The sequence below is a fragment of the Paenibacillus sp. FSL H8-0034 genome (assembly GCF_038000305.1).
In the GTDB taxonomy this organism is placed as follows: domain Bacteria; phylum Bacillota; class Bacilli; order Paenibacillales; family NBRC-103111; genus Paenibacillus_S.
The window spans coordinates 1,777,040-1,802,866 of record NZ_JBBOBS010000001.1 but is presented as its reverse complement, the minus strand read 5'-3'; the positions used below and the strand labels follow the sequence as shown (position 1 = coordinate 1,802,866).

Sequence of the window (25,827 nt, the reverse complement as noted above, 5' to 3'; positions counted from 1 at the left end):
ATACGTTTATTATATTCGCAATCTAATCTGCTGTAAATCATCAACATCCATTTTATTATGTATTCAATGATTAATCTTCCGTATTTTAACGGTTTTCACAAGCCATTTTAGCAAAAAGTCGAACTATGTAAGTTAATTTATCCAATTTATTCAAGTTATTTTATGTTATTTATATTGACATATATATTACATATAAATTATCATGATAAACGTGAACTAACATCGATTGCATCGATTAGACAGAAAAAATTCTGGTTTCAGATCAGAAATCATGTTTCATGTTAGAATTCATTACGTTTAGTATATTTAAAAGGAGTGGATGGAATGTTGGCAAAAAGAAAAGGGATCAACGTTTTAATGGCGGTAAGTATGTCGCTCACCGTATTACTGGCAGGATGTGCTACTCAGACACAGCCGGCAGCAGCTCCAGCAGCGGCAACTACAACGGCCGAAGCCAAACCGGAAGCAGGTAAAGATGAAGCGATCCCTGTAGGCATTCTACATTCACTCACCGGAACGATGTCCATCAGTGAAGTATCCGTTAAAGATGCGGAAATGATGGCGATTGAAGAGATTAACAAAGCTGGGGGCGTACTTGGAAAACAATTAAAACCGATTGTCGAGGATGGGGCATCCGATTGGCCGACATTCGCAGAGAAAACGAAAAAATTACTGCAAAAAGACAAAGCAGCCGTTATTTTCGGAGGCTGGACCTCCTCCAGCCGCAAGGCCGTACTTCCTGTCGTTGAACAAAACAAAGGACTTTTCTTTTACCCGGTTCAATATGAAGGCTTGGAATCATCCCCTTACATCTTCTATACAGGTGCAACGACTAACCAGCAAATCGTACCCGCAGTGACCTGGCTGCTGCAAAACAAGGGCAAGAAGTTTTTCCTCTTAGGCTCTGACTACGTATTTCCAAGAACTGCCAACAAAATCATCAAGGAACAGCTGAAAGCTGAAGGCGGCGAAACGGTTGCCGAAGAGTACACTCCGCTCGGACATACCGACTACAATACAATTATTAGCAAAATCAAAAAAGATAAACCCGACGTCATTTTCAATACCCTGAATGGTGATAGCAACGTAGCTTTCTTCAAGCAATTGAAGGATGCCGGTATCAGCGCCAAGGATTTGACTACGTTATCGGTCAGTATCGCCGAAGAAGAAATTCGCGGCATCGGTGCTTCCGTATTGGAAGGGCACTATGCAGCATGGAACTATTATCAAACAACCGATACACCGGAGAACAAAAAATTCGTTGAAGCCTACAAAGCCAAATACGGCAAAGACCGCGTAACCGACGATCCGATTGAAGCAGGTTACTTTGGTGTTTACTTATGGGCTGAGGCTGTGAAAAAAGCAGGCTCCTTCGATGTGGAAAAAGTAAAGACAGCAGCTAAAGGTCTTGAATTTAATGCTCCAGGCGGTAAAGTCATGATCGATGGCGACAATCAGCACGTATACAAAACCGTTCGAATCGGTCAGGTTCAAGCTGACGGACAATTTAAAGAAGTATGGAACTCCGGCAAACCTGTCAAACCTGATCCGTTCCTTAAAACTTACCCATGGGGCGCAGAGGTGACCAAGAAATAATGAAACATGCTCGATCGATGGAATAACCGGGTACGACAAACTAAATTAGGACTGCCCGCTTAGGGCAGTCCTGCATTTTATAAGGGAGGCTGACTCCGATGGGCTTGTTACTGCTCCAACTTTTTAACGGTATTAGCTTAAGCTCCATTCTCTTGCTCATTGCACTCGGACTCGCGATTACGTTCGGACTTATGAATGTCATTAATATGGCCCATGGGGAGTTTATCATGATTGGCGCCTATATGGCTTATACGATCCAGCAAATCTTTCAGAAATATGTGCCTGCATCAGCGTTCGGCTGGTATTTTATCATTTCGATCTTTGTTGCCTTTGGTGTGGCGTTTGTTATTGGTTGGCTGCTCGAAGTGACGCTCATTCGTTTTCTGTACGGCAGACCACTCGACAGCCTGCTCGCAACCTGGGGCGTCAGCCTCGTCCTGCAGCAGCTGGCAAGGCAGATTTTTGGTGCTCCCAACGTGGCTGTCAAAGCTCCTGAATGGCTCGAAGGCGGTCTTGCACTCGGTACGGACCTGATGCTTCCCTACAAAAGATTGTTCATCATCGGGCTTGTTATCGTCTGCATTACCATTATTTATTTGTATCAGTACCACAGCCGCGGCGGACGCAATATGCAGGCCGTTATGCAAAATCGCAGTATGGCCTCCTGCCTCGGGATCTCAACACGACGCATCGACGGTCAGGCGTTCGCTTTTGGCTCAGGTATGGCGGGGATCGCCGGCTGCGCGCTCACCTTGGTTGGACCTATAGGACCTACAATCGGCACCTATTATATTGTTGACGCCTTTATGGTAGTTGTTCTTGGCGGTATTGGCAAAATCATTGGTACTATTGCCGGCGCTCTGGGCATAGGGGTGCTTAGCACCGTCTTCGAGTATACAACCAGCGCTACGTTAGGCAAGGTTATTGTCTTCACTCTTATAATTGCATTCCTGCAATGGAAGCCTTCAGGTCTGGTTACGATGAAATCGCGGGCTTTGGATTAGAGGATTCGGTGAATAAGTTCCGCTGCGTGTCCAAATATCCTTCCGATCGCTGTTGAAATCGTGAAAATGGATGAGATTTATAGGTTTATTCACGATTTCAAAGGCGAACGCTGACGCTTCTACAGGATCATTTGAACACTCCGCTCTTTATTCACTGGATTTTTAGAGGGAATAAATAAATGCTTACGAAGTCAGTTTTGCTACGCAAAACTCTTAGGAGTTGATAAAATGGCCATCACCAACACGAAGATGAAAATTGTATTTACCGTCATCCTGCTCGCCGTGATGCTGGCGGCGCCGATGTTTTTATCAGAGTTCAGACTCTCACTCTTGGGCAAATTTCTGTGCTACGCCATTATCGCCATGGGGCTTGATCTGATTTGGGGCTATACAGGCATTCTTAGTTTAGGGCACGGTGTTTATTTTGGACTTGGCGCTTATTGTATGGCGATGCACTTGAAGCTCGTTGCTTCGCATGGAGAGCTTCCTGACTTCATGTCGTGGAGCGGAGTGGATAAGCTTCCGTGGTTCTGGGCGCCTTTTCAATCGGCTGGAGTTACCCTGCTACTCGCCATTTTGGTTCCTGTAGCCGTAGCGTTCGTCCTTGGATATTTGACCTTTCGCAATCGAATTAAAGGCTCTTTTTTCGCTATTCTCTCACAGGCTCTTGTTATTATTACCGTTACATTGTTTGTCGGTCAACAGGGCTATACTGGCGGGACGAACGGCTTAACCAACTTTGAAACATTTCTCGGGATGAATGTTGGTGAGCCATCGACAAAATTGATTTTTTACTACATTACCGCCTTCGTCGTCATCGGAACCCTGATCCTGTGTCAATGGATGGTCTCCAGTCGGCTTGGCAAAATTCTCGTCGCCATTCGTGATGCCGAGAACCGTGTACGCTTTATCGGGTACAATCCGGTTACGTACAAGGTGTTCATTTACTGCTTTTCCGCTGCTCTTTCCGGATTGGCAGGCATCCTGTTTGTCTTACAGGAAGGCATCGTCTCCCCGGCCCAGATGGGTATCGTTCCATCGATTGAAATGGTGCTGTGGGTAGCTATTGGTGGACGTGGCACGGTATACGGTGCTGTACTGGGTGCTGTGATTACCAACTCGGCGAAAACCTCTTTCAGCGAAGCTTATCCCGAGTGGTGGCCGATTATTCTCGGCGCGATGTTCATTGTTGCCGTACTCTTTTTCCCAAAAGGACTTGTCGGTACCATTCAAGACTATTGTGAGAAATGGGGCTTATATCCGTTCAAAAAATCGAATCTGCTGAATTCATCTTCTTCCTTGGCCAAATATACAGAGATGCAAAGCGATAAAGAGCCCGCTCACACGACCAAGTAAAAAAACTCTAAGGAGGTTGTTCCCAGGATGGAAACATCACCAAGAAAAGAAACAGCTGGCGAATTGGTCCGCATTGAACAGTTAGAGGTAGATTTCGATGGCTTCAAAGCCATTCGTGGACTTGACTTCTCTCTCTCATCCGGTGAGCTGCGTTTCCTGATCGGACCCAACGGCGCCGGCAAAACGACATTGCTTGACGTTTTATGCGGCAAGGTTAAGCCTTCAAAAGGGAAAGTAATGTTTCGCAACCACGTGGATCTGACTAAACATCAGGAGCACCAAATCGCACAGCTTGGAATCGGGCGTAAATTCCAGGCCCCTTCCATCTTCGTTACGTTAACGGTGTTGGAAAATCTGCTTTTGTCCATGCGGCAAAAACGCGGTCTGCTCAGTTCACTTATTGCTCAAACGACTGTTGAGCAGCGCGAACGCATGAAATATTACTTGCACATGATCGGACTGGAGAAAAAGTCCAAAGACAAGGCAGGCTCGTTATCCCATGGCGAGAAGCAGTGGCTGGAGATCGGGATGCTGCTCATTCAGCAGCCTGAACTTCTGCTGCTTGATGAGCCAGCCGCCGGAATGACAGACAGCGAGACCGAGAAAACTGGTGAGCTGCTGCACAAGATCAGCGACCAACAAACCATTATCGTCGTCGAGCATGACATGGATTTTGTCCGACAATTTGCCAAAACCGTTACGGTCATGCATGAAGGCTCTGTACTTTGTGAAGGTACGATGCAGGAAGTTCAAAATGATGATAAGGTTGCCGAGGTTTATTTGGGAAGGCGGGGTGAGCGATAATGCTGAATATACATGAACTGGAGGCGGGTTACGGGGAAAGCATGATTCTGCGGAACGTTACGATGAAGGTAGAGCCTGGGCAAGTGATCTGCCTGATGGGTCGTAATGGCGTCGGCAAAACAACATTAATGAAGACCATTATGGGCCTTATCAAACCCAAAAAAGGATCGATCCATTATGGGCCGAAGGATATGACTCCATTCCCTCCGGATCGAAGAGCCAAAAGTGGCATCGGCTACGTCCCTCAAGGACGCGATATTTTTCCACAGCTGACCGTAGAGGAGAACCTGATGCTCGGTCTGGAAGCAAGCCGTATACGCAAGAGCAAGGTACCTGACAACGTATATGAGATGTTTCCTGTACTCAAGGAAATGATACGCCGTAAGGGCGGAGACCTGAGTGGAGGGCAGCAGCAGCAGCTATCCATCGCACGCGCCTTAGTATCTGAACCTGAGCTGCTGCTGCTCGACGAGCCTATGGAGGGTATTCAGCCTTCAATCGTTATGGAAATTGAACACGTCATCGAAACGATAAAAGCAAGCAAACAAATGTCGGTGCTTCTCGTCGAGCAAAGCCTTTCCTTTGCCACAAGCATCGCTGATTACTATTACGTTCTGGATAAAGGTGTAATCGTCGCCGAAGGAAGCTCCTCTACACTCAGCGAGGAGCAGGTAAAGAAACATCTTGCCGTCTAGCTCATACAGAAAAAAATTACAGCCGCGGCACATGCGAGCTGTTTTTCTTTTGTGCCTTTTATCCATATTTCAGTGAGCACTTGGATCACAGTAGAATTTTCCATACACAGTGCACAGTGTTATAATGGGAACCGGCAGAAGATTCAGAAAATAAGATTCTGCTTAGCGAACAAAACTTTTGGAAGGAATGAATACGATGACTGTATCTATTACGGAGAACGTAGAGTTACATAATGGAATCAAGATGCCGGTTCTAGGCTTGGGGGTTTGGAAAACCAAGGATGGCGACGAGGTCATTAATGCCGTGAAGTCCTCGATTCAAGCAGGTTATCGCAGCATCGATACAGCAGCAGCCTATGGCAACGAGGATGGTGTCGGTATCGGCATCAAACAAAGCGGAGTCGCACGTGAAGAGCTGTTCATTACCACTAAAGTCTGGAACGCCTCGCAAGGCTATGACTCTACTCTACAAGCCTTTGATGAAAGCCGCAAAAAACTCGGTCTGGATGTAATCGATCTGTACCTGATTCACTGGCCGGTAAAAGGCAAATATAAAGACACCTGGCGCGCCATGGAGAAGCTCTATAAAGACGGTGCTGTGAGAGCCATTGGTGTAAGTAATTTCCAGGTTCATCATTTGGAGGACGTCATCAAGGGAAGCGAAATTGTCCCGATGGTCAATCAAATCGAGCTGCATCCCCGTCTCACTCAGCTGGAGCTGCGCAGCTTCTGCCAGTCTCATAAGATTCAGGTTGAAGCCTGGAGCCCATTAATGCAAGGGAATCTGGATATTCCCGCGCTTGCCAAGCTTGCTGACAAGTACAACAAATCTGCGGCGCAAATCATTCTTCGTTGGGGGCTTCAGCATGGAATCGTCGTAATTCCCAAATCCATTAATCCCAAACGAATCCAGGAAAATGCGGCGATCTTTGATTTCACTTTATCGGCCGAGGACTCTGCTCTGCTCGATGCCTTGAACGAGAATCATCGCTTCGGACCTGATCCGGATAATTTTAATTTCTAAACCTTTTGATTTTCACAATCATGTAAGAAAAGAGCCAACATTCACCTTTTATAATAGGTGGACGTTGGCTCTTTTCTTGCTGCTGCAGTCTCAGAAACAGTCGGACCGTGATACAGGCTGTCTCAAAAAAGCAGGTTTTTTTTCGTTAACTAGTACTAATCGGCCAAGCCGTAATAATACTTATAAATATAGAAGAGGCATGAGCCATATGAAGGAGGAATACGTTAATGATTAACTATCCATATCGAAGCGGCACACCACCGTACACCGGTTATCCTGGATATGTTCAAGTGCCTATGGGGACACCACAAAACCAGATGGGTCAGTTCCCCCCTGCCGGACCCAGTGGTTCTTTCATCCCCGGTGCACCTACCCCTCCGTCACAGGGGTCGCCAACTATACCCGGGCTGCTGCCTCTGGAACAGTCCTTCATCGAGAATATTTTACGATTAAACCTGGGCAAGACAGCCACCATCTACATGACCTACGAGAACAACAGTGAATGGAATGCCAAAATATTCAAAGGCAGACTGGAAGCAGCTGGACGAGATCATATCATCATCAGTGATCCCAAAACAGGAATGCGTTATTTGCTATTAATGGTCAATCTGGACTACATCACGTTCGACGAGGAATTGAACTATACGTATCCTTATGGAAACCCATTGCCAGCACGTTAATCATTTCAGGCTAGGTATAGATGTATAGTTCCCTTCGAAGGCTTTATCCCGAAATTGTTTTGGGATAAGGCTTTTTTTGCATCGAATGAAAGTCAGAGGCGATGTACCTGTCTAAACCCCTACTTGGGTGCATTGGCGAAGGACATCGGAATGGGGGTTCCATCCGTGGTTGAAGTTGTGTTCCATGGATGATACGGGGCGGTGGGAACACGACTTAAAAAAGAACCTTCAGTTGAAGGTTCCTGGCATGTGCTTCGAATTTGACCGGGCTTACCCGAGCTGGCTTTCACGCAGCTTTCTGGCAATTTCAATATTATCATAAAAGTCACGGCTTGCGCTGATGATCCAATTGCGATGCAATACTGCAGTCTCATCCTTTTCGATCTCGCCATAAGGCCATGCGTTCATGACACCTACCGCATAGTCCTTCATAAGCATCAGCAGCGCTATGCTCCATTGACGGGTTCCGCGAATACCGGGAACGAGTGGATAATATTGATCGTAGGCGGATCGAATCAAGGCATGCACTACCTCTTGAAGCACACTTGGAACGTCCGCTTGCTCCAGCTTGTCAGCGAGCTCGGCCGGAAGATCCACTTCGTCCGTAGAAGCGTGTTGTTCGTACTCCTCTTCCGTTACGACACCCTGCTGCTTCGCAATCCAAAGCTTCATTCGGTCCAGCACAGGCTTGTAGGCAGCGGGAACAGACACCGTTAATTCAGGTACAGGATTGTCCAGATTGATAACGAACGATTCCTCCATCTTATGTATGCGGGCGTTGCCTCGTACTCCGAGCCATCGAAGTGCGAGCAGCGCATGGGTTCTTGTTTTGCCATCCACTTCTTCATTACGGCATACTCTGCGCAGCAGCTTCTCACTACGCACATCCGGCATCATACACAGCATTCTAACCGCGGATAACACCGATTCGGGGTCTCCCAGCCATGTTTGAATCACTCCGTATACCGTATCGATCGGCTCTGACATCAACCAGTCCAGCTCGATCTTGCGATCCGCAAACTCTTCCAGACTGAACATACCCTGCTCCTTTAATACCTCTTCCCCATGGCGCGATACCAAATCAGCGTAATTAAGCTCCAAATCCTCCGCCATTTGTGTAAAAGCTTCCCGCTCCTGGGCATTGACGCCAAATCTTATCGACATCGCACGTACCCATTCCGACATCGCCAATGGGCTTTGCTGATACATCATCAAGGCAAAGGTCACCATATCCTTGTCATAAGGCAGTGGGTGTCGGGCAAATCGGGCCAAAATCGTCTGCGCATCGTTTTCCCGACGCATTAAGCTGAGTGAAAGCACAAGTCCATTCCAAGCGTTGCCATTGTTAGGATCCTCAAGAATTGCTCGATAAAAACAGAATGCAGAAGCACCATAGGACTCTGCTTGTAAATAATGACGGCCCAAGCCGTTGACGTCTTGACTCATTGTAAGTTCAACCCCCGTGTCATGTTACCAACAAGTATACAATACTCGCCAGATCAATCAAAATCTTTTATTTGGTGTCCACAAGATATTCGGCATTAATTGACATATTTCCTGCTTATCCTTCATTTCTCGTATTCTCCATGTTGGCAGATTTCCCGGTTTGTCGGATATACAGCAGCATCAGGACAGCACTCCATATAAATGCGGCGATGATAAGGATAAAAGGAAGCCTCGGATCGATCGAATAGGTCCAGCCGCCAATCAAACCTGCAGGTGAAATAAAGATCAGAATCAGTACGGATAAAATCGAAAAAATACTTGCTCGCTTATCATCATCAATAGCATTCTGTACAGCTGCCTCCAAGTTCGGGTACACAATAATGCTGCCTGCTGCCGTGAGCACCGTGCTGAGCAGGATCGGCATGACTGCACCGGGCGGCGTCACAATCTGTATAATATAGGCTGCCGTGCAAATGAACAGGCCGACCAACATATACGTATTCATGCGATCCCGATTTAATCTTGGTATATAGAAGAACAGCAGCAGTAAAGTCGCTACGGACGTCACAGCAGGCAGCCAGGCAATCCAAACCGCATCGAATTGCAGCGATTGCACCAGGTAAATCGATAAATACGTATTGCGCATCGTCAGCTGAAATTGATACAGCACATAAATACCAAATACGAGCAGCAGCGCCTTGTTCGCGACAATCGTCCTCAATACAATTATGTACTCCAGTAAAAGCGCTTTCCATTGAAAAGAGGCGTGCTCCTTCATTTTCCTGATCCCGATTTCGGTCTCATAGGTCGCAAAATGGCGGCAAAAGAACATCGCTGTCATACTGACAAAGGCTAATCCATACATCATTCGCTCGGCAGAAACTAATGTGTAACGCTCTACCAGAAGTCCTCCCAGCGGTGCGAGCAATCCACTTGCCACACTAATAAATTGCAGCGTCGAGAAAATATAAGCACGGTCCTTAGGGTGTGTCCCTTCAACGAGCAAACAGTACCACGCGGTATTGGGCACCTTTTGAAAGCTGTTGAACGCAGCCGCTATCACAAAAAACCAGACGTTCTGGGCTGTCATCCACAGCAGCGTAGCCACACTCCAGCTAACCAAATCATAGATCAACAGTGCTCGCTTGCGTCCCATGCGATCCGTTAAATAGCCGCTGATTAATGAAGTAAATATTTGCAGCACCAGCCCAAGTGAAGTCACCAGCCCAATTTCGGTCTCCGTAATTCCAAGCTCCAGCATGTAGATGGAAGCATAGGTGAGATATAGGCTATAAGGGACTATGAACATGGGCTCATAAATCAAGCATCCGCGGGCGTTCCCTTGCAGTTTATTGAACAACGTACTCGCCTCTTTTACATTCAGACTAACAACCAACTGAATCTATGCTTATTCCGATAAGTCTGCATTCATGTCGTAGAGGATGCTTTATTTGAATTCTGATCAGCTCCGTTGAAAGCTATATATTCTGATATTAACACAAAAGACCCGCCCTTCGGCAGGTCTGAATAATTCGATATGATTGCTGCCTCTGCTACAACCGTTTTGCCCCTATGTATCTGGAACCCCAATAACCGCTGTTCAAGCTGGCAACCGTGACACCACCATAGGAAGTAGCCGAGATGAATTGATCATTGCCAATATAAATACCTACATGAGAGGTTCTTCGCCCTTCAGCAAAAAACACCAGGTCACCTTCTTGAATATCCATAACCCGAGTACCTGCCGAACTGTACATTTCTGCCGATGTTCTGGGCAATTGAACTCCGCTTAACTGAAAAATATAGCCTACATATCCTGAGCAATCAAATCCATTCGGCGAGCTGCCACCCCACACATAAGGAACACCCAAATAGTTATATGCGGATTGCAGGATCGAAGCCTTGGGCTTAGGTGCGTACCAAACCGGAGCATGATACTGACCATCCGCATCTATGATCGCAAGCTTGTTGACCGCATCCCACTGAATTTGATAGCCAAACGTTTCCGATACGAATCGGAGAGGTACATACACCGTTTGCTGAGACAACAGCGGAGTTGATTCCAAGGTAACGGTTTTTCCATTCACAAGCACTCGACTGTCACCCGTTTGCAATTCGACCTTCTGCTGCTTGCTGCTTAGCGTAACCTGTATCGCCTGTTCCTTCTTGCTCCATTCCATCTGGTACCCCAACTGTTCAATCAGCACTCTTAGAGGCACCTGCAAATTATTGCTGCCATCGATGTAGGGCTTGGCGTCTGGAAAGGTCACCAGGTAATCATTAATTTGTATCCTGACCTCATCAGACGACGCTGCCTGAGCAGTTCCTGCATGCATAACAGCCAACAGACCAAACATAAAAAAAGCGATAAACCAAATAAACTGCTTCCGTAATAATATCAAGTTGTTCCTCCTGCGGCCTTCGAGGTTAGTTGACGGATTCGGGAAGAGGTTTTCCCTAGTTCGAGACAGACGAACATTCACCCCATATAAAGAATCCCCCGTACCAGCTCTTGTGATGAACTGGATTCGGCCTTTTTTTAACAGAGTAGCACAACCTTTACCCAAAATTCAAATTCTTTAAACAACTATTTCGAATTATTTAACAATTAATTACATATTCATTTTATTTTTCGACATATTTTTACCAATTCAATAGCAATTAAAGGTTGGCTGCCGCTCCATTGATATCGTCCAGAACCTGTTGGGTCAAAGGAAAAACAAGCTGCTCTTCCTTAGCCAAATGCTCCTGCAAAATGTGACAAGCTTGAATCAGATAGGCAGCGGCCTGATTGTAGCCCATAGCCTCCGGATTTGCCTTTAGCAAATGAACTGACCTCAGGAAGGCTTGCATATGCTCATCGGCCAGCTCATGATCTTTCTCTAACGACCAGAAGGAGGGCAGTATGGAGGGAGACATTTTACGCTCTATATAAGAGGTTAGGAAAGGAAACAGCTCAAGCTCCTCCCAATTGGAATGCCGTTCAAGCTCTTCCCGAAATGCGAGTGCCCATAGTCTTAAATTCAGCAGCGACTGCAGCGCTCCAAAACGCTCAGGTGCGGACTCAACCTGCTTCGCCTGTTTTTCCATTTCCATTAAAACCTGCTTGAGCTCCCCATGCTCTTGCTTCAAGCGCTCCAGCCCTTCTGAAATAGCTGTCATCGGTGCCTTAGTCATCTCTACTCGCGGCTTTTGATACATGTTCATTGTTGATTCCTCCTCCGGGTTTCACTTTAGTGAAACCAGCATCGTAAGCATAATCTTTGGTCTTACTTTAGCGAAAACCAGCATTGTAAGCATGGTCATGAAAATTCGCTTTTCACTTTTACTATCATGTATATTTATCCGGACCGCACCTTAGTCATCTCCAGATGCTGTTGCGCAAGAAAGTAATCATCCCTTGTCTTGATTGTGGTGACAAAGCTGCAATCGATGCCAGCTGACTGGAACTCGGACTCAACTGCTTCCTGCCATAATAAACCCTTCCTCAGAGAGGATAATTCTGTATCCTGGTGTTTCAATAATGTCCAAATGTGCCCCGCACAATCTCTGTCATAAATAGCATGCAGAGGATGCATAACACCTTGTAACCAGGGGATGATTGCGTCCAGACCACTCTTTTTCTTGCGCAGCATTAGCTCAGCCGCAGCAGGTGATAAAAATGGCATATCGCAGCCAACTACCCAGGCGCTTTGGTTACGGGATAACGTAAGACCGGCGTGCATTCCGCTTAGAGGCCCTTTTCCCGGTATATAATCCGTAATGATTCTCACGGAGGTATCAACCAGTCGCAGGAAATGCTTCGGCGTGTTGGTCACAATAATGACTTCACTGCACAACTCCCGCATGATTCGGATCTGGCGCAGAATCAAGACCTCATTGTCCAGGCTCAGCAAGCTTTTATTTTCACCGTTCATACGCAAGCTGTCTCCGCCTGCCAAAATAATTCCTGACAGCATATCCATCCTCTCCTTTCGAAGGTGGCCCAATTATTCAAAGAGGCTGGAAGCACAGCCAGCTCGACTGCACTCCAGCTCTTATATGTCCATTCAACCATGTGCAGTTAAGCATGCGCTCGTCTGTGCGTACCCCCAGTTGTTGGATGAACTGGTCTGTCATTTTTGTCATTTTTGTCTTTTTTGTATTTGTTGATGAGCTTACGTGCCATTGGTGCCAGGTAATGGTCAACACCAAATCTCCCTGCATTCGTGCCAGCTATAAAAATAATCCCACCAAGCAAGATTAACCACGGGTTGGTGCTAACGGTGCCTGCAAACATAAACATAAAGTTCATGAGCAGTCCGAAAAATGCAGCTGCCGTCGTAAGCGCACCGACGATAAGTCCCAATCCGACCAGCAGCTCCCCAATAGGGATCACCACATTAAATACCGCTGCATTCGGCAGTGCAAAATGCTCAAGAAATGCTGTAAAGGTCGGATATATCAGCTCATTGGTCGCCTTATCGATGACTGGCTTGGTCACAGCCCCTTTGATAAATCCGGTAGCATCAAACCCGCCTGTCAGCTTATGAAAGCCTGCTGTTGCCCATTCCCAGCCCAGGTAAATCCGAAGCAAACAAAAAATTCCCGCCGCGTATACATTTTCCCGCATCCATTTCATCATCTTATCCATCTCCTAATTGGTAGTGAATGACATTCATCTGTTTCTTGGTTCACTGCTTAGGTTTATTTGTTCTCCATGACTATAATTTACTACTCCAGGGTAAGCAGCGCTGTTAAATAGATCACAGTGACTCAAGAAACATATATATATAACTAAATGATTATATAATGATTTACAAATGAAATTGAGTATGCGAAAATGATAAATGATTATTGCTGGAAAGGAGTACATATGAGTCAAATTCAAGAAATAGCAGACGTTTTAAAGCTGCTGGGAGATAAGAACCGATTAACGATCATCGCCTTGTTGAAGGAAAGGGAATTATGTGTATGTGAAATTGTCGACATCCTGCAAACCAGCCAGCCCAACATCAGTCAGCATATGCGTAAATTAAAAGATGGCGGTCTCGTCAAGGAGACGAAAAAAGGTCAATGGGTTTACTATTCGTTGCATATTCAAGACAAGCCTTATGTGTCCGAAATTCTTAAGCATATCCCTTCACAGAAAGAACAGCTCAAACCGCTGGGATGTGAAGATAATGAATGCTGTACTTAAGCTCAGGAGGTTAGTATGGTTTACACAGCTTTTCTTATTTTTGTGGTTACCCTGGTTTTTGTCATCTGGCAGCCCAAGGGGCTGAGCATCGGGTGGTCTGCTGTGGGAGGAGCGGTCCTTGCGCTGCTGTGCGGAGTCGTTAGCTTCATGGACGTGAGGGATGTAACGCTAATCGTGTGGAATGCTACGCTCGCTTTTGTCGGAATTATTCTCTTCTCTATTATTCTCGATGAGATTGGTTTCTTCGAATGGGCAGCGCTGCATGTTGTGCGGATGGCCAAAGGCAACGGTATGGTCATGTTCGTGTACGTGGTTCTGCTGGGGGCTGCTGTGTCCGCATTGTTCGCTAATGATGGGGCTGCACTGATCCTGACTCCTATCGTGCTTGCCATGGTCCGTGCACTGAAATTCGAGGATCGGATGATTCTGCCTTTCATTATGGCCAGCGGCTTTATCGCGGACACCACATCACTGCCTTTGGTCGTAAGCAATCTGGTGAATATCGTCTCGGCTGATTATTTTGGCATTGGTTTTGTGGAATATGCAAGCCGGATGATCGTTCCTAATTTCTTTTCACTAGCTGCGAGTACACTTGTGCTGTATCTGGTATTTCGCAAAGGTATTCCCAAGCATTACGATGCTCAACAGTTGAAGCAACCCCGTGAGGCAATCAAAGATATCCGTCTGTTTCGTATATCCTGGATCATTCTGGCGGTGCTTCTGTTCGGTTATCTGCTTAGTGAATTTCTCCATGTGCCCGTCTCGATCATTGCCGGCATTGCCGCTGTTTCATTTGTTATTGCTGCTCATCGAAGTCCGGCGATTGACACCAAGCGGGTCATTCAGCAGGCTCCGTGGTCTGTCGTTGTATTCTCTATCGGGATGTATGTAGTTGTCTATGGTCTGCGCAATGCAGGTCTCACAGATCAATTGGGAGCACTCATCCAGGCCATTGCAGATCAAGGATTGCTTGCGGCTACACTGGGTATGGGATTTATCGCGGCCCTGCTGTCATCTGTAATGAACAACCTGCCGACAGTGATGATCGATGCGCTGGCAATCAAAGGTACGAACACAGCAGGGGTTACTCGCGAAGCTTTAATTTATGCCAACGTGATCGGTTCCGATCTGGGCCCCAAAATTACGCCCATCGGTTCATTGGCTACGCTCCTATGGCTGCATGTACTGGCTCGAAAAGGTGTGACCATCACATGGGGCTACTATTTTAAAATCGGTATTATCCTTACGATTCCTACACTATTGATTACGTTAATCGGGCTATATGGTTGGCTTTGGCTAATCTCATGACCCCATCACCTAACTGAACCCTCTTCACGGATATGGGACTACCAACAATACACGAGTCCCCTCTCCGGGTTCCGAATGAATCGTTAACTGGCCTCCTACAGCACGGGCACGTTCCTCCATACTAAACAAACCGACACCTCGGGACACTGCCTCGCGTACAAAACCTTTTCCTGCATCGACGATTTCAACTCTTACGCTGTCTGCAAGCACCTGCACACTGACCATAGCCTGATCGACGTCCGCATATTTTCCTACATTGGTTAAAGCCTCTTGTATGGTTCGATAAATAGTCGTTTCTTCCGGTGCTCCCAGTCTTTTACGCAGATTGGTATCCAAGCTGACCTTGATTCCATAATGCTCGGAAAAATTATCGATATACGTGCGAATCGCCGGCACGACGCCGAGATCATCCAGTACCGAGGGTCTTAGCTCCCAGGCCAGCTCGCGTACGTCCTCAATAATATGAGAGACATGCGTCCGAATGGCTCCCAGGTCGGAATGAACATCGTCCCCAATCAAACGATCCATCTGAATGATCAGCGAAAACAAGCTTTGACCGATACCATCATGCAGCTCACGGGAAAATCGCCGCCGTTCTTCCTCTTGTATGTGCATGACCTGCTTCATCATCTGCTGCAATTCTTCCTGCACCCGCTTCAGCTCGGTCACTTCATTACGAATCGCCCAATACTGATAAGGCTTCCCCTGCTCGCCGATAAAAGGAACAATCGTCGTATTGACCCAATAATAGCTGCCATCCTTGGAACGGTTTTTGATGTCGCCGCGCCATACCTTACCAGCAGTAATCGTCCCCCATAAATCATTCATAAAAGCTTTATCATGATAACCTGAGTTGATGATCCGATGATCCCGTCCGATCAGTTCTTCCCGATCATATTTGGAAATTTCACAAAATTTATCGTTGACATAGCGAATGATACCCTTGTCGTCAGTCATTGCCACTATTGACGATTCATCCAGAGCAAATTTTAGATCAGCAAGCTGTTTCAAAGCACCGGTATGCTGCTCCATTATGTTGGGTGTGTTTCCTTGTTCCGAATATTCCGGATCAGGCTTGTTATTCAAAATTCAGCAGCCCCCTTTTCATTGCATATTTAACAAGCTCCGGCCTTGTCTTGAGACCGAGCTTTTCCATCACATTGGCTTTATGCGACTCAACGGTTTTTACACTGATTACAAGCTGCTCCGCCACTTCCTTGTTGCTGTAGCCCTTGGCGACCAAAGATACCACTTCCGTTTCACGCTCCGAGAGTGTCTCCATGCTGCTGCCCTCTCCATCACGAAGTCGATCTACATATTCAATCATTAATCGTTTGGTTGCTGTCGGATATAAATATGCATTGCCTGCGGCGACCGAACGGATTGCCGTTAACAGCTCGTCATGTGGGGCTGTTTTGAGAATATATCCTGAAGCTCCGGCATGAATCGCCCGGAATAAATATTCGTCATCATCATGCATAGTCAAAATAAGAATAGCTATGTCAGGTGACACCTGCTTCAATTCCTTGGCTGCAGTTAGCCCGTCCTTGCCGTGAGGCATACTTAAATCCATTAGTACGACATCCGGATGCAACCTCAATGCCAATTCAATAGCCTCATTTCCTTCGGACGCTTCCCCGATGACCTCCATATCTTCCTTGGCATTCAAGAGCATCATGAGTCCGGAACGAACGACCGCATGGTCATCGACAATACATAGCTTGATCATGTTATCCTCCTTAGAAGTCCGGTGAATAAGTCTCGCTGGACGGCCAAATATCCTTCCGATCGCTGTTGAAATCGTGAAATTGGATGAGATGAAGAGGTTTATTCACGATTTCAAAGGCGAACGCTTACGCTTCTCCAGGATCATTTGGCCGCTGCGCTCGTTCTTCACCGGACTTTTATAGTTTGCAGAGCAAACTTCTTCCTTTAATTATCGTAACAAAAAAAACGAACCCCTACAACGATGCAGCCGATTCCAGCGATTATTTATTATTTATCGAGCTGGCATTATGCGTAATGCATTGACAATATTAGTTGTCTTACATATAATTGTCTAAACAACTATATGATGAATATAACGAAAAGGAAAGATTACTATGACAACTAACTTTAACGGTTTAGATCGTTCAGTCGGCTTCATCATGGGCATGACCTACCGTAAATTAACGAATCTCCTCCAGCACAGGCTCAAAGAGTATGACATTACGCCTGAGCAATGGTCTGTATTGTACCAGATCGACAAAACTAACGGCATGATCCAAAAGGATATTGCCTTGCTTTCAGGAAAAGATAAACCGACGACAACCCGCATTCTTGATCATTTGGAGGGCAAGGGCTTCATCTATAAGAAAATCGGAGAAAATGATCGACGCTCGTTTCTCGTTCATATCACGGATAAAGGCAGATCGGTGATCCTGAAGACGACCCCGATCGAGCATCAAGTCTCTGAGGATGTTAAGCAGTGTGTATCGGATGACGAATATGATCTGCTTATTGAGCTTCTTCTTCGGATCAACAATCACGCAAACGAATTAACAGAAAGAAAGTAGGCGCCACCGCTATGCCGAATCCTGTTCAACCACAAAAATTATGGACGAAACCGTTTATTTCTTTAACCATCTGTTCATTGCTTTTATTTTTAAATCTGCAAATGATGCTGTCTTCTTTCCCCGCGTATGTCAAAAATGAATTTCATATAGGTGACCTATCTGTCAGCCTTGTGACCAGCGTGTTTGCGATAACCGCCATCCTGTCGCGCTTTTTGAGCGCGGTATTAATGCGCAGGGTGCACCGTAATGTGATTTTGTTTGCCGGACTGGTCATTGCTTCCGTGATGACCGGCATTACGATATGGGCTGGCTCCATAGGTTCGATGCTAATCATGCGCGTCGGCTTTGGTGTCGGATTCGGGATGGTGAGTACGATCATACCTACACTGGTATCGCAAATTATACCTGCGAAGAGACTCGGGGAAGGCATTGGCTATTTTGGCCATTCTACCAGCCTTGCCATGTCTATAGGGCCTATGATTGGATTAAATGTGATGAAGCATTATGGGTTCAGTATGTTGGCGATCATCAGCACCGCTGCCATTATTTTGATTTTCCCGATCATTCTGTTGTCCCGCGCGATTCCACCCGCTCCCAGCACGAATCATACTGCAGGTGAAGGCTCGCAACCCAAAACGGCTTTTAATACAAAACTGTTGTTTCCTTCACTGCTGAACGTCATACTGGCAGTGACCTACAGCGGCTTGCTCAGCTTTATTGCCTTGTACGGCGAAATGAGACATCTCGACCAGGTGGGTCTGTTTTTCTTATTTAATGCCTTTACCATCATTTTGATCCGCCCTATTTCCGGTAAAGTTTTTGACAGAAAGGGACCTGCGGCCGTTCTCATTCCAGCAGCTGTCAGTGTCGTGGCAAGCTTGATGGTGCTTTCCTATACGACATCGATGTCCATGCTCATCGTGTCTGCTCTATTATATGGACTTGGCTTTGGTGCGATCCAGCCAACCCTTCAAGCCTGGATGCTTCGGTCCTCAACCAAGGAGCAGTACGGAATGGCGAACAGTATGTTCTATAACACCACAGACCTGGGAATAGCCGCAGGTGCGTTAATTCTCGGGGCAATCTCGTCCATGTCCGATTACGCGATCATGTATCGTTATTCGGCAGGATTTATGATCTTGTTTCTTATTGTGTATGTGGTGGTTCAATGGATATCAGCTACAAAAAGAGCGCAGCCGGTTGTTACTAAATAAACCACTCACTATCGCGGCAGCCCTTTGCTCTTAAATCGGTCCAGTCTCAAATGCGGATGGCTGTGGATTATGGCTCTGTTTTGTATGAAGTCCATGGTTATGAATTTGAATAGCACGACCGACCTCAATGGCGCAGGAATCCAGGTATTGCAGCTCGGTTGTCGTGTACATCCGGGCTTGACGGGCTCCTACCATAATAATTCCGCTCGGGGCTGCTAATGGACCTATGGGTACAGCTGCTGCAGCGTGCAGTCCTTCCGCAGTCATTAAAGCACAATCCAGCTTCTCTTTGGCTGTACCGCTTGATGAGGAATCGCTAATAACGGCTTCACCAAGCCTCCAAGCTAAACCTGGAAGCCCTTTTCCGCGTTTCACGACCATCCCCTTATAGCGATGATTCAGATTACCGCTGGCGTAATACCAGGCATAGGTTCGTCCGTCCTCCCGCGGGAGCGCCAAAGCTGCAAAGTCATGGGACGAGCTGATTCGCAGATGATCTATAAGTCTTCTCATAGGATCCCCTTCGTATTCCACCATGCCCGCTCCCCCTTATAAATGATGTACTTCGTTGTGTTGCTCGAGATCATGCCCTGCGTGTTGTTCTATTGTAACGCTGTGGACCTTCCTTGTATGTCAGGGAATTCCCTGAAAACATGTAAGGGAATATGATGGGGGCTAATTGGGCTTTAACGTAGCTAATTCAAGGATAACCCTGAGCTGACTTGTGATTTTCCTCACAGTAAGAGGCCATTTTACCCTTCCCAAAAATCAGGAGATCCCCCGATGCCTTTTTATGAGCGTTCGCGCTATGATAAGGGTATCCAATACGGAGAGGGGATGGCTGGAATGGCCATTGATGAATATATGCAAGCAGCTTCCATAGAAGGAAATACGAAAGAGGGAATTTCCAATTTCTTTTCACCTGAAAATATGGAGAGACTGCACAGCATTATGTACACCAAGCACGCCAAGGCAGATACCTTGCTGTTCTGGGAGGGTGACCCCGCTGATTACCTGTATTATATTAAAAAAGGTCTCGTCAAGCTGACGAAGACTACGGATGCTGGCACAAAGCTTACGCTTTACCTGCATCATACCGATGATATGTTCGGACAGATTGATCCTTTTCAGGAATCTGCACATACCTTTAATGCAGAGGTTATGGAGGACGCCGAGTTCGGCATCATCCAGCAAAAGGATTTGGAAACCTTGCTATGGCAGCATGGTGATCTCGCCATTGAGTTTATGAAGTGGATGGGCATGATGCATCGGATGACGCAAACCAAATTCCGTGACCTCATGCTGTATGGAAAACCGGGTGCACTCTGCTCGCTGCTGATCCGTTTAAGCAATTCCTATGGTGTTCCCGCAGGCGATTGCATCCAGATCACCAAAAAAATCAACAATTCGGAAATGGCCGAAATGATCGGCGCTACCCGCGAAAGTGTGAACCGGATGCTGAGTGATCTGCGCAAACAAGATGCAATCTCAATGGAAAACGGTACGCTGACCATTAATGATGTCCACTATCTTCAGGATATTTGCAAATGTGAAAACTGCCCTAAGGAAATTTGCCGCGTTTAAGGGGCTTTCATACACAACAAATAAACCTCCTACAAATTTAAGGAGGTTATTTGCTCTAGCGGCGGCTGTTCAATTGCACTCATTTTCCTACTTATTCAGCCTCGGACACTACCGTAAATCGTTGCTTGACATGCTGTGGCTTTTCAATTTCATCTACAACAGCAATCGCATAGTCGGCATAGCTGATATAGCTTTCTCCTTTAGAATTAACGAGCAGGTGATCCTGACCTTTTTGATAGGTTCCTGTGCGTTTACCTTCTGGTGAGAAGAAAGCAGACGGACTAATAAACGTCCACTGAATCGAATCAGTTTGCTGCAAAATTCTTAAGTTTTCTCCTTGATTCCTGGCAGTAGGTAAATATTGTGCTGGAAACTCCGATGTATTGTACAATTGCAGCTTTTTATCCGGATCAACGAACAAGCTCCCCGCACCTCCTACTACGATCAAACGGGTGTTAGGTGCTTGCTTTAAAGCTTCAATTAACACATTGCCTGCTTCTACATGAAGATGTTCTTCCCCGGCTGGCGCGCCAAATGCATTCACCACGACATCAAATGACAGCAGATCATCAGAAGTAAGCTCGAACACTTCCTTTTCCAAAACCATAACATGGTCATCTACGGAAATTTTTGATGCATTTCTGACAATAGCTGTTACCTGATGTCCTCTGTCCACAGCTTCTTTAGCAATAAGACTGCCTGCTTTACCACTGGCTCCAACAATTCCGATTCTCATCATGATCCCATCCTTCTTGTTCTTATTTATTTACAACTAATCTGATTTCAATACCGGTAGGGTCCTTCAGCGCCCAGGCTCCATTAGCCTCGTTCACGGCAATACCTGCTTGGCTAACCCGCTCAATGACAGCTTGCAGCTCCGTCTGGTTCGGAACAATGATGGTGAAATAAGCCAATCCAGTGCCTTCTGCAGGTGCCAGAGGTGCGCCGACTCCCGCCCAAATATTCAGACCGATATGATGATGGTAGCCTCCGGCTGCTATGAAGAGTGCTCCCATGTTCGCCGCCCCATTCAGTTCGACCGTAAACCCGAGGACGTCGATATAAAAGGCTTTCGACTGCTGCAAATTACTCACATGCAGATGAATATGCCCGATAATAGTGCCAGGCGGCAATCCAGTCCAAGACTCGTCACCAGCTTCGGCAAGCAAGCCGTCCCAATCGATCGGATCTGTTGCCATTTTGTAATTCCCCAGCGCATCACGCTTCCAGCTCTCGCGAGGACGGTCTCTGTAAATTTCAATACCGTTGTTATCCGGGTCAGCAATATATAGGGCCTCACTCACCAGATGATCCGCCTGCCCGATATGAATACCGGACTGAATCAGATTTCTTAATGATAACCCCAGCGTCTTACGATCCGGAACGAGAATTGCAAAATGATACAGACCTGCCGAGGATCTGCGCGGTACTATGGTGCCTGTTACTTCTTGAATCGCTAACAAGACCTGGTGCCCATCTACAGTAAATCTTGCACTGTCAGCCGTTTGATCCAGTACCTGTAATCCGACAACTTCCTTATAAAACTGAATAGAGCGAGCCAGATTGCTAACCTTTAAATGAACCTCGCCGAGCACCGTATTGGGATGAATGGAATCTTTCATTATGCAGCTCTCCTTAAAAATATAATCACGAATATAAGTTACTTTTTGTAATTAAATATACAATCATAACTTTTTAAAGTCAAGTTTAATATTTACTTTTTGTAACTTAATAATAAATAGTATATAATAAAAGAAAATCTACAACACTGTGAGGTGATCGTACCTATGAATTCGCCTGTAATCCCATTTTCATTATGTCCGAGAGTCGAAAAAGGAATGCAGCTGTTAAGCAAACGCTGGTCAATCCTCATTATTTATCAGCTGATGAGTGGCACCCAGCGATTTCACTCACTAGAGACTGCACTTCCTGTTAGCGGTAGACTGCTGTCAGAACGTCTTAAAGAATTAGAGCAGGAGGGGATCGTCCTGAGAGAAGTGTTTCCGGAAACCCCTGTACGCATCCAATATTCATTAACCGACAAAGGACATGCTTTAGCCCCGTTGATCAAAGAAATCGAACTATGGTCGGAGAACTGGATACAAGTTGAAGCTGATGATGCGACAGAGCTTGAATAATGCAAAAAGAACCTTCAGGCCCACTATTGTGGCAAGCTGAAGGTTCCTTTTTATCTAATTCATGCTTATCTGTGTTGTACAGCCTTGGTAGCTCCCGATACGATGCCTTATCGTAAGTCCGATTATACATGAGCGAGAATGTTAATCAGCCTGCCAAATGGATCGCGAACGTAGAAGCGCCGAACGCCCCAGGGCTCATCAACCGGCCCATATTGTATTGGAAAACCAGCCTTCTTCATGCGTTCAAGCGCATCATCGACATCATCAACCTCAATCGATAGGTCAGGCGTAGGCGTGCCGCTGCCCCCCTGTGAAGCGAAGCTAATTTGAATGCTCATCTCCTCGGAAGAACCGTAGGTTCCAATCCAGCCATGATCCATCAATAGCTCAAGGCCGAGCACATCCTGATAAAAGGATTTAGCCGCGGTAATATCCTGCGTTTCTATATTGGTAACGATGCGCTTTACCTTCATTTTTCCAGCCTCCAATTATTAACTATTTCATTTAATTTGAGTTCGTATTATTTGCTTGCCTATTCGCTTTCCCTCTACTAGCATGACTCCCATGCATACCACTAAACCAATGGCTATCAGGAGAAAGGGAATCCCCGGTCGTATGTCATAGAACCATCCGCCAAGTGCACCTGCCGGAGAAGTGAAGAGCATGATGCAGACCGTGAATAGAGCATAAAATTTGGCACGCTCGGCATCTTCGACCACGTTCGAAAGGAACGATTCCAGAAACGGTAGGATCAATAACGTTCCAATAGCATGTAAAACCGTAATCAGGATTACGAATACAAAGCTTTTGGGCGGTGAGACAAGCAGCAAAACATAGGACACGGCCGTCACAGAGAGACCGATCGTAATGTAGACAAACATCCTGCTCTGCTTCAGACGAGGTATGACCCCTAACAGCGCCGCCAGCATCGAGATCGATGAAATCGCCGGAAACCAGGCTATTGTCATCGTATCAAAATTTAAATAATCCACCATATAGACAGACAGAAATGTATTTTTAACGATAATTTGTACATTAAACAGCACATAAACAAACATGATCGGCAGCACAGAACGATTGCGCAGCAATGACCCTGCGGCAGACCTGTATTGCTTCACGATCATTGGCAGGGTATCGCTGACGGCTTCCCCCCTTTTGGAGACACTGATTTCTGTGTCATACAAAAAATAATGTCTCGCTATCACCATCATCGTCGTACACATGAAAAAAAAGGCATACAGAAGTCGTACCGAAGTCACGAGATCATAATAAGCAATTAGGATTGCCGCAAGTGGAGCAAACACACCTCCAGCAGCACCGGTAAATTGCAGAATGGAGAACACCTTGGATCGAACCCCAGCAGGGGTGTCCTCTATCAGCAGACAATAAAAGGCTGTAGTCGGAATTTTGACCAGGCTATTAATAGTAACGGCAATGACAAAATGCCATATATCACTGGAAAACATCCAGATCAGAGCCGGAACGCTCCAACATAACAAGTCAAACATGAACAACGCTTTTTTTCGCCCCAAACGGTCTGTTAAATAGCCGCTTCCGAGCGATGTGAACACTTGCAGAACAGATCCGATTGTAGCAATAAGACCAATTTGTGAATGGCTCAGCCCTAATTCAAGCATATAGACGGATGCATACGTAATAACCATATTATAGGGAATAAGGAACATCGGTTCAAATAAAAGACAATAACGAGCGTTCCCCTTGATCTGCCTGAACAAATCAGCACCTTCATTTCATAGGAAATGGGATAATGACGCACCTTCCAGAATTAGACCGAGATATGACTGAGATACGTTTGAGGCTTCCGACCCGCAACAAGGTATCCATTATCGACATATCCTTCCTCGCGCCCATCCAATTCTTTTACAAGAATAGTTCTCCAATCGTTGAGCCTTGTTTTATATTCATCCGTGCCGGACAGATCAGTTAGTTCCAGAGGATCATCGACAAGATTAAAAAGCTGTTCCCTGCCGCTTTGTGAATACCATATATACTTCTCCTTTCCATCTGTTACATAATGATTGGATAGCTGTCCCAAGGCATGCTCTCCGTGAATGTACGAACGCCAGCATTCAAATTTATCCTTGCATAACGGCAATACGCTGCTGCCTTCCACGGTGTGGGGAATGGGAACGCCTGCCGCTTCTAACAATGTAGGCATGATATCACGCAGCTCCACAACCTCCCGGACTTCACTTCCGATCTTCAAGCCCATCTGTCCTCCGGGGTCACAGACAATCAACGGAATCTTGGCGCTTCCTTCATAAGGCAAGCCTTTACGGAAAAAATGATGATCACCCATCAGCTCACCATGATCCGAAGTAAACACGATAAGCGTATCCTGATGTACGCCGGCTTCCTGCAGAGCATTGAGCAGTCTCCCGATCTGATCATCCAAATGTGTGATAAGCGCGTAATATCCAGCTTTTGCACGATCCAGCCTTCGCTTGGCTATAATGCCAAACAGCATCGTCGGGTCATTCCTGCTCTGCTCTGCCGCCTGCTGGTCTACCCAGGTTCCCACTGGAGAATCCGGCATATCTACGTCCTTATACAAATCGAAATAAGCCTGTGGCGGGTCAAGTGGTGAATGCGGCCGAACAAACGATGTCCACAGAAAGAAAGGCTTTCCTGGATCTCTTCTTCGCAAAAAATCAATCGATTGTGTAACTGCCCAATTCGTAGGATGCAATCGCTCCTCCAAATGCCACGGACGCGCTACCGTCGAGGCGTTGCAGTCTAATCCCAGATCGGTCAAATCCGTCTGTGCTCCGGTCATCTGCCTTAACCATTGCAAATAATCGTCACAGGAGTCAAAATGGGTATCAGCTGTCGTATGATCCTTTCTCCGATTATGATGCAGGTAACCATCATGCAGCACAACGTTGTGAAAGCCGCACAAATTCCGGGTCGGATACACATGCATTTTGCCGACGCATTGCGTGTGGTAATTCGCCTTGGCCAGCTCACCGGCCAAAGTATGTGCATAATTCCATGGTATACGTTCCGCGTACCCGACTCTGCCATGGGAACGTTGACTCATACCTGTCATAATGGCAGCGCGTGCCGGGATACAGATTGGCGTTGCCGAATAGGCGCTGCGGAATAAAACCCCTTTGTTCGCTAATGCATCCAGATTAGGAGTTTCTATGACGGGATGTCCCATAACCCCGAGGCAGTCCCAACGCATCTGATCCACGGTAATGAGCAAAATATTTGGTTTCAT

At 46.4% G+C, this 25,827-nt stretch carries 27 protein-coding genes and 1 riboswitch; of the genes, 13 read left to right on the top strand and 14 right to left on the bottom strand.

Going from position 1 to position 25,827, the window contains the following annotated elements; translation table 11 throughout:
• The first annotated feature begins 324 nt into the window (after positions 1 to 324).
• From urtA to gerQ, 7 genes are all read left to right on the top strand, one after another.
• A complete protein-coding gene (gene urtA / locus NST47_RS08210; protein WP_341154695.1) occupies positions 325 to 1,596 on the top strand; it encodes an urea ABC transporter substrate-binding protein in 1,272 nt (423 codons plus the stop codon).
• Positions 1,597 to 1,694: 98 nt separating this feature from the next.
• Positions 1,695 to 2,600, top strand: coding sequence for an urea ABC transporter permease subunit UrtB (urtB, locus tag NST47_RS08205; RefSeq protein WP_262681999.1), 906 nt, complete (start codon positions 1,695 to 1,697; stop codon positions 2,598 to 2,600).
• 228 nt (positions 2,601 to 2,828) lie between these two features.
• Entirely contained in the window at positions 2,829 to 3,956 is a 1,128-nt protein-coding gene (urtC, locus tag NST47_RS08200; protein WP_341154694.1) for an urea ABC transporter permease subunit UrtC, read from the top strand.
• Between the two features lie 27 nt (positions 3,957 to 3,983).
• Positions 3,984 to 4,760, top strand: a complete 777-nt coding sequence (urtD, locus tag NST47_RS08195; RefSeq protein WP_341154693.1) for an urea ABC transporter ATP-binding protein UrtD — start codon at positions 3,984 to 3,986, stop codon at positions 4,758 to 4,760.
• A complete protein-coding gene (gene urtE, locus NST47_RS08190; RefSeq protein ID WP_341154692.1) occupies positions 4,760 to 5,455 on the top strand; it encodes an urea ABC transporter ATP-binding subunit UrtE in 696 nt (231 codons plus the stop codon). Before urtD ends, urtE begins: the two co-directional genes overlap by 1 nt.
• A 196-nt stretch (positions 5,456 to 5,651) precedes the next feature.
• On the top strand, positions 5,652 to 6,479 hold the full coding sequence (locus tag NST47_RS08185; protein WP_341154691.1) for an aldo/keto reductase: 828 nt from the start codon (positions 5,652 to 5,654) through the stop codon (positions 6,477 to 6,479).
• Between the two features lie 227 nt (positions 6,480 to 6,706).
• Positions 6,707 to 7,159, top strand: a complete 453-nt coding sequence (gene gerQ, locus NST47_RS08180; protein ID WP_341154690.1) for a spore coat protein GerQ — start codon at positions 6,707 to 6,709, stop codon at positions 7,157 to 7,159.
• Between the two features lie 270 nt (positions 7,160 to 7,429).
• Here gerQ and NST47_RS08175 read toward each other — a convergent pair whose 3' ends face one another.
• From NST47_RS08175 to NST47_RS08150, 6 genes are all read right to left on the bottom strand, one after another.
• Complete coding sequence (locus tag NST47_RS08175) at positions 7,430 to 8,605, bottom strand: HEAT repeat domain-containing protein (protein ID WP_341154689.1); 1,176 nt, start codon at positions 8,603 to 8,605, stop codon at positions 7,430 to 7,432.
• A gap of 115 nt (positions 8,606 to 8,720) precedes the next feature.
• Positions 8,721 to 9,965, bottom strand: coding sequence for an MFS transporter (locus tag NST47_RS08170; protein WP_341154688.1), 1,245 nt, complete (start codon positions 9,963 to 9,965; stop codon positions 8,721 to 8,723).
• Between the two features lie 193 nt (positions 9,966 to 10,158).
• Positions 10,159 to 11,007 carry a C40 family peptidase gene (locus NST47_RS08165; protein ID WP_341154687.1) on the bottom strand — a complete coding sequence of 283 codons (849 nt, stop codon included), beginning with the start codon at positions 11,005 to 11,007 and terminating at the stop codon, positions 10,159 to 10,161.
• Positions 11,007 to 11,149, bottom strand: a riboswitch (cyclic di-AMP (ydaO/yuaA leader). Its footprint overlaps the gene before it by 1 nt.
• A gap of 117 nt (positions 11,150 to 11,266) precedes the next feature.
• Positions 11,267 to 11,812, bottom strand: a complete 546-nt coding sequence (locus NST47_RS08160) for a hemerythrin domain-containing protein (protein WP_341154686.1) — start codon at positions 11,810 to 11,812, stop codon at positions 11,267 to 11,269.
• A gap of 134 nt (positions 11,813 to 11,946) precedes the next feature.
• Positions 11,947 to 12,564: a molybdenum cofactor guanylyltransferase gene (gene mobA / locus NST47_RS08155; protein ID WP_341154685.1), complete on the bottom strand. Its 618-nt coding sequence runs from the start codon at positions 12,562 to 12,564 to the stop codon at positions 11,947 to 11,949.
• A gap of 104 nt (positions 12,565 to 12,668) precedes the next feature.
• The gene (locus NST47_RS08150) at positions 12,669 to 13,229 is read right to left on the bottom strand and encodes a DoxX family protein (protein ID WP_341154684.1); all 561 of its coding nucleotides are present in this window, start codon (positions 13,227 to 13,229) and stop codon (positions 12,669 to 12,671) included.
• A 231-nt stretch (positions 13,230 to 13,460) separates the two neighbouring features.
• On the opposite strand from NST47_RS08150, the gene NST47_RS08145 reads away from it, so the two are divergent.
• Positions 13,461 to 13,784, top strand: a complete 324-nt coding sequence (locus NST47_RS08145; protein ID WP_341154683.1) for an ArsR/SmtB family transcription factor — start codon at positions 13,461 to 13,463, stop codon at positions 13,782 to 13,784.
• A 15-nt stretch (positions 13,785 to 13,799) separates the two neighbouring features.
• Positions 13,800 to 15,092, top strand: a complete 1,293-nt coding sequence (locus tag NST47_RS08140; RefSeq protein WP_341154682.1) for an arsenic transporter — start codon at positions 13,800 to 13,802, stop codon at positions 15,090 to 15,092.
• A gap of 24 nt (positions 15,093 to 15,116) precedes the next feature.
• Here NST47_RS08140 and NST47_RS08135 read toward each other — a convergent pair whose 3' ends face one another.
• Both NST47_RS08135 and NST47_RS08130 read right to left on the bottom strand, forming a co-directional pair.
• The gene (locus tag NST47_RS08135; RefSeq protein ID WP_341159629.1) at positions 15,117 to 16,124 is read right to left on the bottom strand and encodes a PAS domain-containing sensor histidine kinase; all 1,008 of its coding nucleotides are present in this window, start codon (positions 16,122 to 16,124) and stop codon (positions 15,117 to 15,119) included.
• Positions 16,125 to 16,170: 46 nt separating this feature from the next.
• Positions 16,171 to 16,821: a response regulator transcription factor gene (locus NST47_RS08130; RefSeq protein ID WP_341154681.1), complete on the bottom strand. Its 651-nt coding sequence runs from the start codon at positions 16,819 to 16,821 to the stop codon at positions 16,171 to 16,173.
• A 373-nt stretch (positions 16,822 to 17,194) separates the two neighbouring features.
• On the opposite strand from NST47_RS08130, the gene NST47_RS08125 reads away from it, so the two are divergent.
• Together NST47_RS08125 and NST47_RS08120 are read left to right on the top strand one after the other, a co-directional pair.
• Complete coding sequence (locus NST47_RS08125) at positions 17,195 to 17,647, top strand: MarR family winged helix-turn-helix transcriptional regulator (RefSeq protein WP_341154680.1); 453 nt, start codon at positions 17,195 to 17,197, stop codon at positions 17,645 to 17,647.
• Between the two features lie 11 nt (positions 17,648 to 17,658).
• A complete protein-coding gene (locus NST47_RS08120; RefSeq protein WP_341154679.1) occupies positions 17,659 to 18,861 on the top strand; it encodes an MFS transporter in 1,203 nt (400 codons plus the stop codon).
• A 30-nt stretch (positions 18,862 to 18,891) separates the two neighbouring features.
• On the opposite strand, the gene NST47_RS08115 is transcribed toward NST47_RS08120, so the two are convergent.
• A complete protein-coding gene (locus NST47_RS08115; protein ID WP_341154678.1) occupies positions 18,892 to 19,398 on the bottom strand; it encodes a GAF domain-containing protein in 507 nt (168 codons plus the stop codon).
• 309 nt (positions 19,399 to 19,707) lie between these two features.
• Here NST47_RS08115 and NST47_RS08110 point away from each other — a divergent pair, with 309 nt between their 5' ends.
• Positions 19,708 to 20,445, top strand: a complete 738-nt coding sequence (locus tag NST47_RS08110) for a Crp/Fnr family transcriptional regulator (protein WP_445667447.1) — start codon at positions 19,708 to 19,710, stop codon at positions 20,443 to 20,445.
• A 91-nt stretch (positions 20,446 to 20,536) separates the two neighbouring features.
• Here the strand turns inward: NST47_RS08110 and NST47_RS08105 are convergent, their stop codons facing one another.
• Positions 20,537 to 21,181 carry an NAD(P)-dependent oxidoreductase gene (locus NST47_RS08105; protein WP_341154677.1) on the bottom strand — a complete coding sequence of 215 codons (645 nt, stop codon included), beginning with the start codon at positions 21,179 to 21,181 and terminating at the stop codon, positions 20,537 to 20,539.
• Positions 21,182 to 21,203: 22 nt separating this feature from the next.
• The gene (locus NST47_RS08100; RefSeq protein WP_341154676.1) at positions 21,204 to 22,067 is read right to left on the bottom strand and encodes a VOC family protein; all 864 of its coding nucleotides are present in this window, start codon (positions 22,065 to 22,067) and stop codon (positions 21,204 to 21,206) included.
• Between the two features lie 165 nt (positions 22,068 to 22,232).
• Here NST47_RS08100 and NST47_RS08095 point away from each other — a divergent pair, with 165 nt between their 5' ends.
• Entirely contained in the window at positions 22,233 to 22,583 is a 351-nt protein-coding gene (locus NST47_RS08095; RefSeq protein ID WP_341154675.1) for a winged helix-turn-helix transcriptional regulator, read from the top strand.
• A gap of 122 nt (positions 22,584 to 22,705) precedes the next feature.
• Here the strand turns inward: NST47_RS08095 and NST47_RS08090 are convergent, their stop codons facing one another.
• The 3 genes from NST47_RS08090 to NST47_RS08080 form a co-directional block, all read right to left on the bottom strand.
• A complete protein-coding gene (locus NST47_RS08090; protein ID WP_341154674.1) occupies positions 22,706 to 23,056 on the bottom strand; it encodes a VOC family protein in 351 nt (116 codons plus the stop codon).
• Positions 23,057 to 23,083: 27 nt separating this feature from the next.
• Positions 23,084 to 24,247: an MFS transporter gene (locus NST47_RS08085; protein WP_341154673.1), complete on the bottom strand. Its 1,164-nt coding sequence runs from the start codon at positions 24,245 to 24,247 to the stop codon at positions 23,084 to 23,086.
• Positions 24,248 to 24,369: 122 nt separating this feature from the next.
• A complete protein-coding gene (locus NST47_RS08080) occupies positions 24,370 to 25,827 on the bottom strand; it encodes an arylsulfatase (RefSeq protein WP_341154672.1) in 1,458 nt (485 codons plus the stop codon).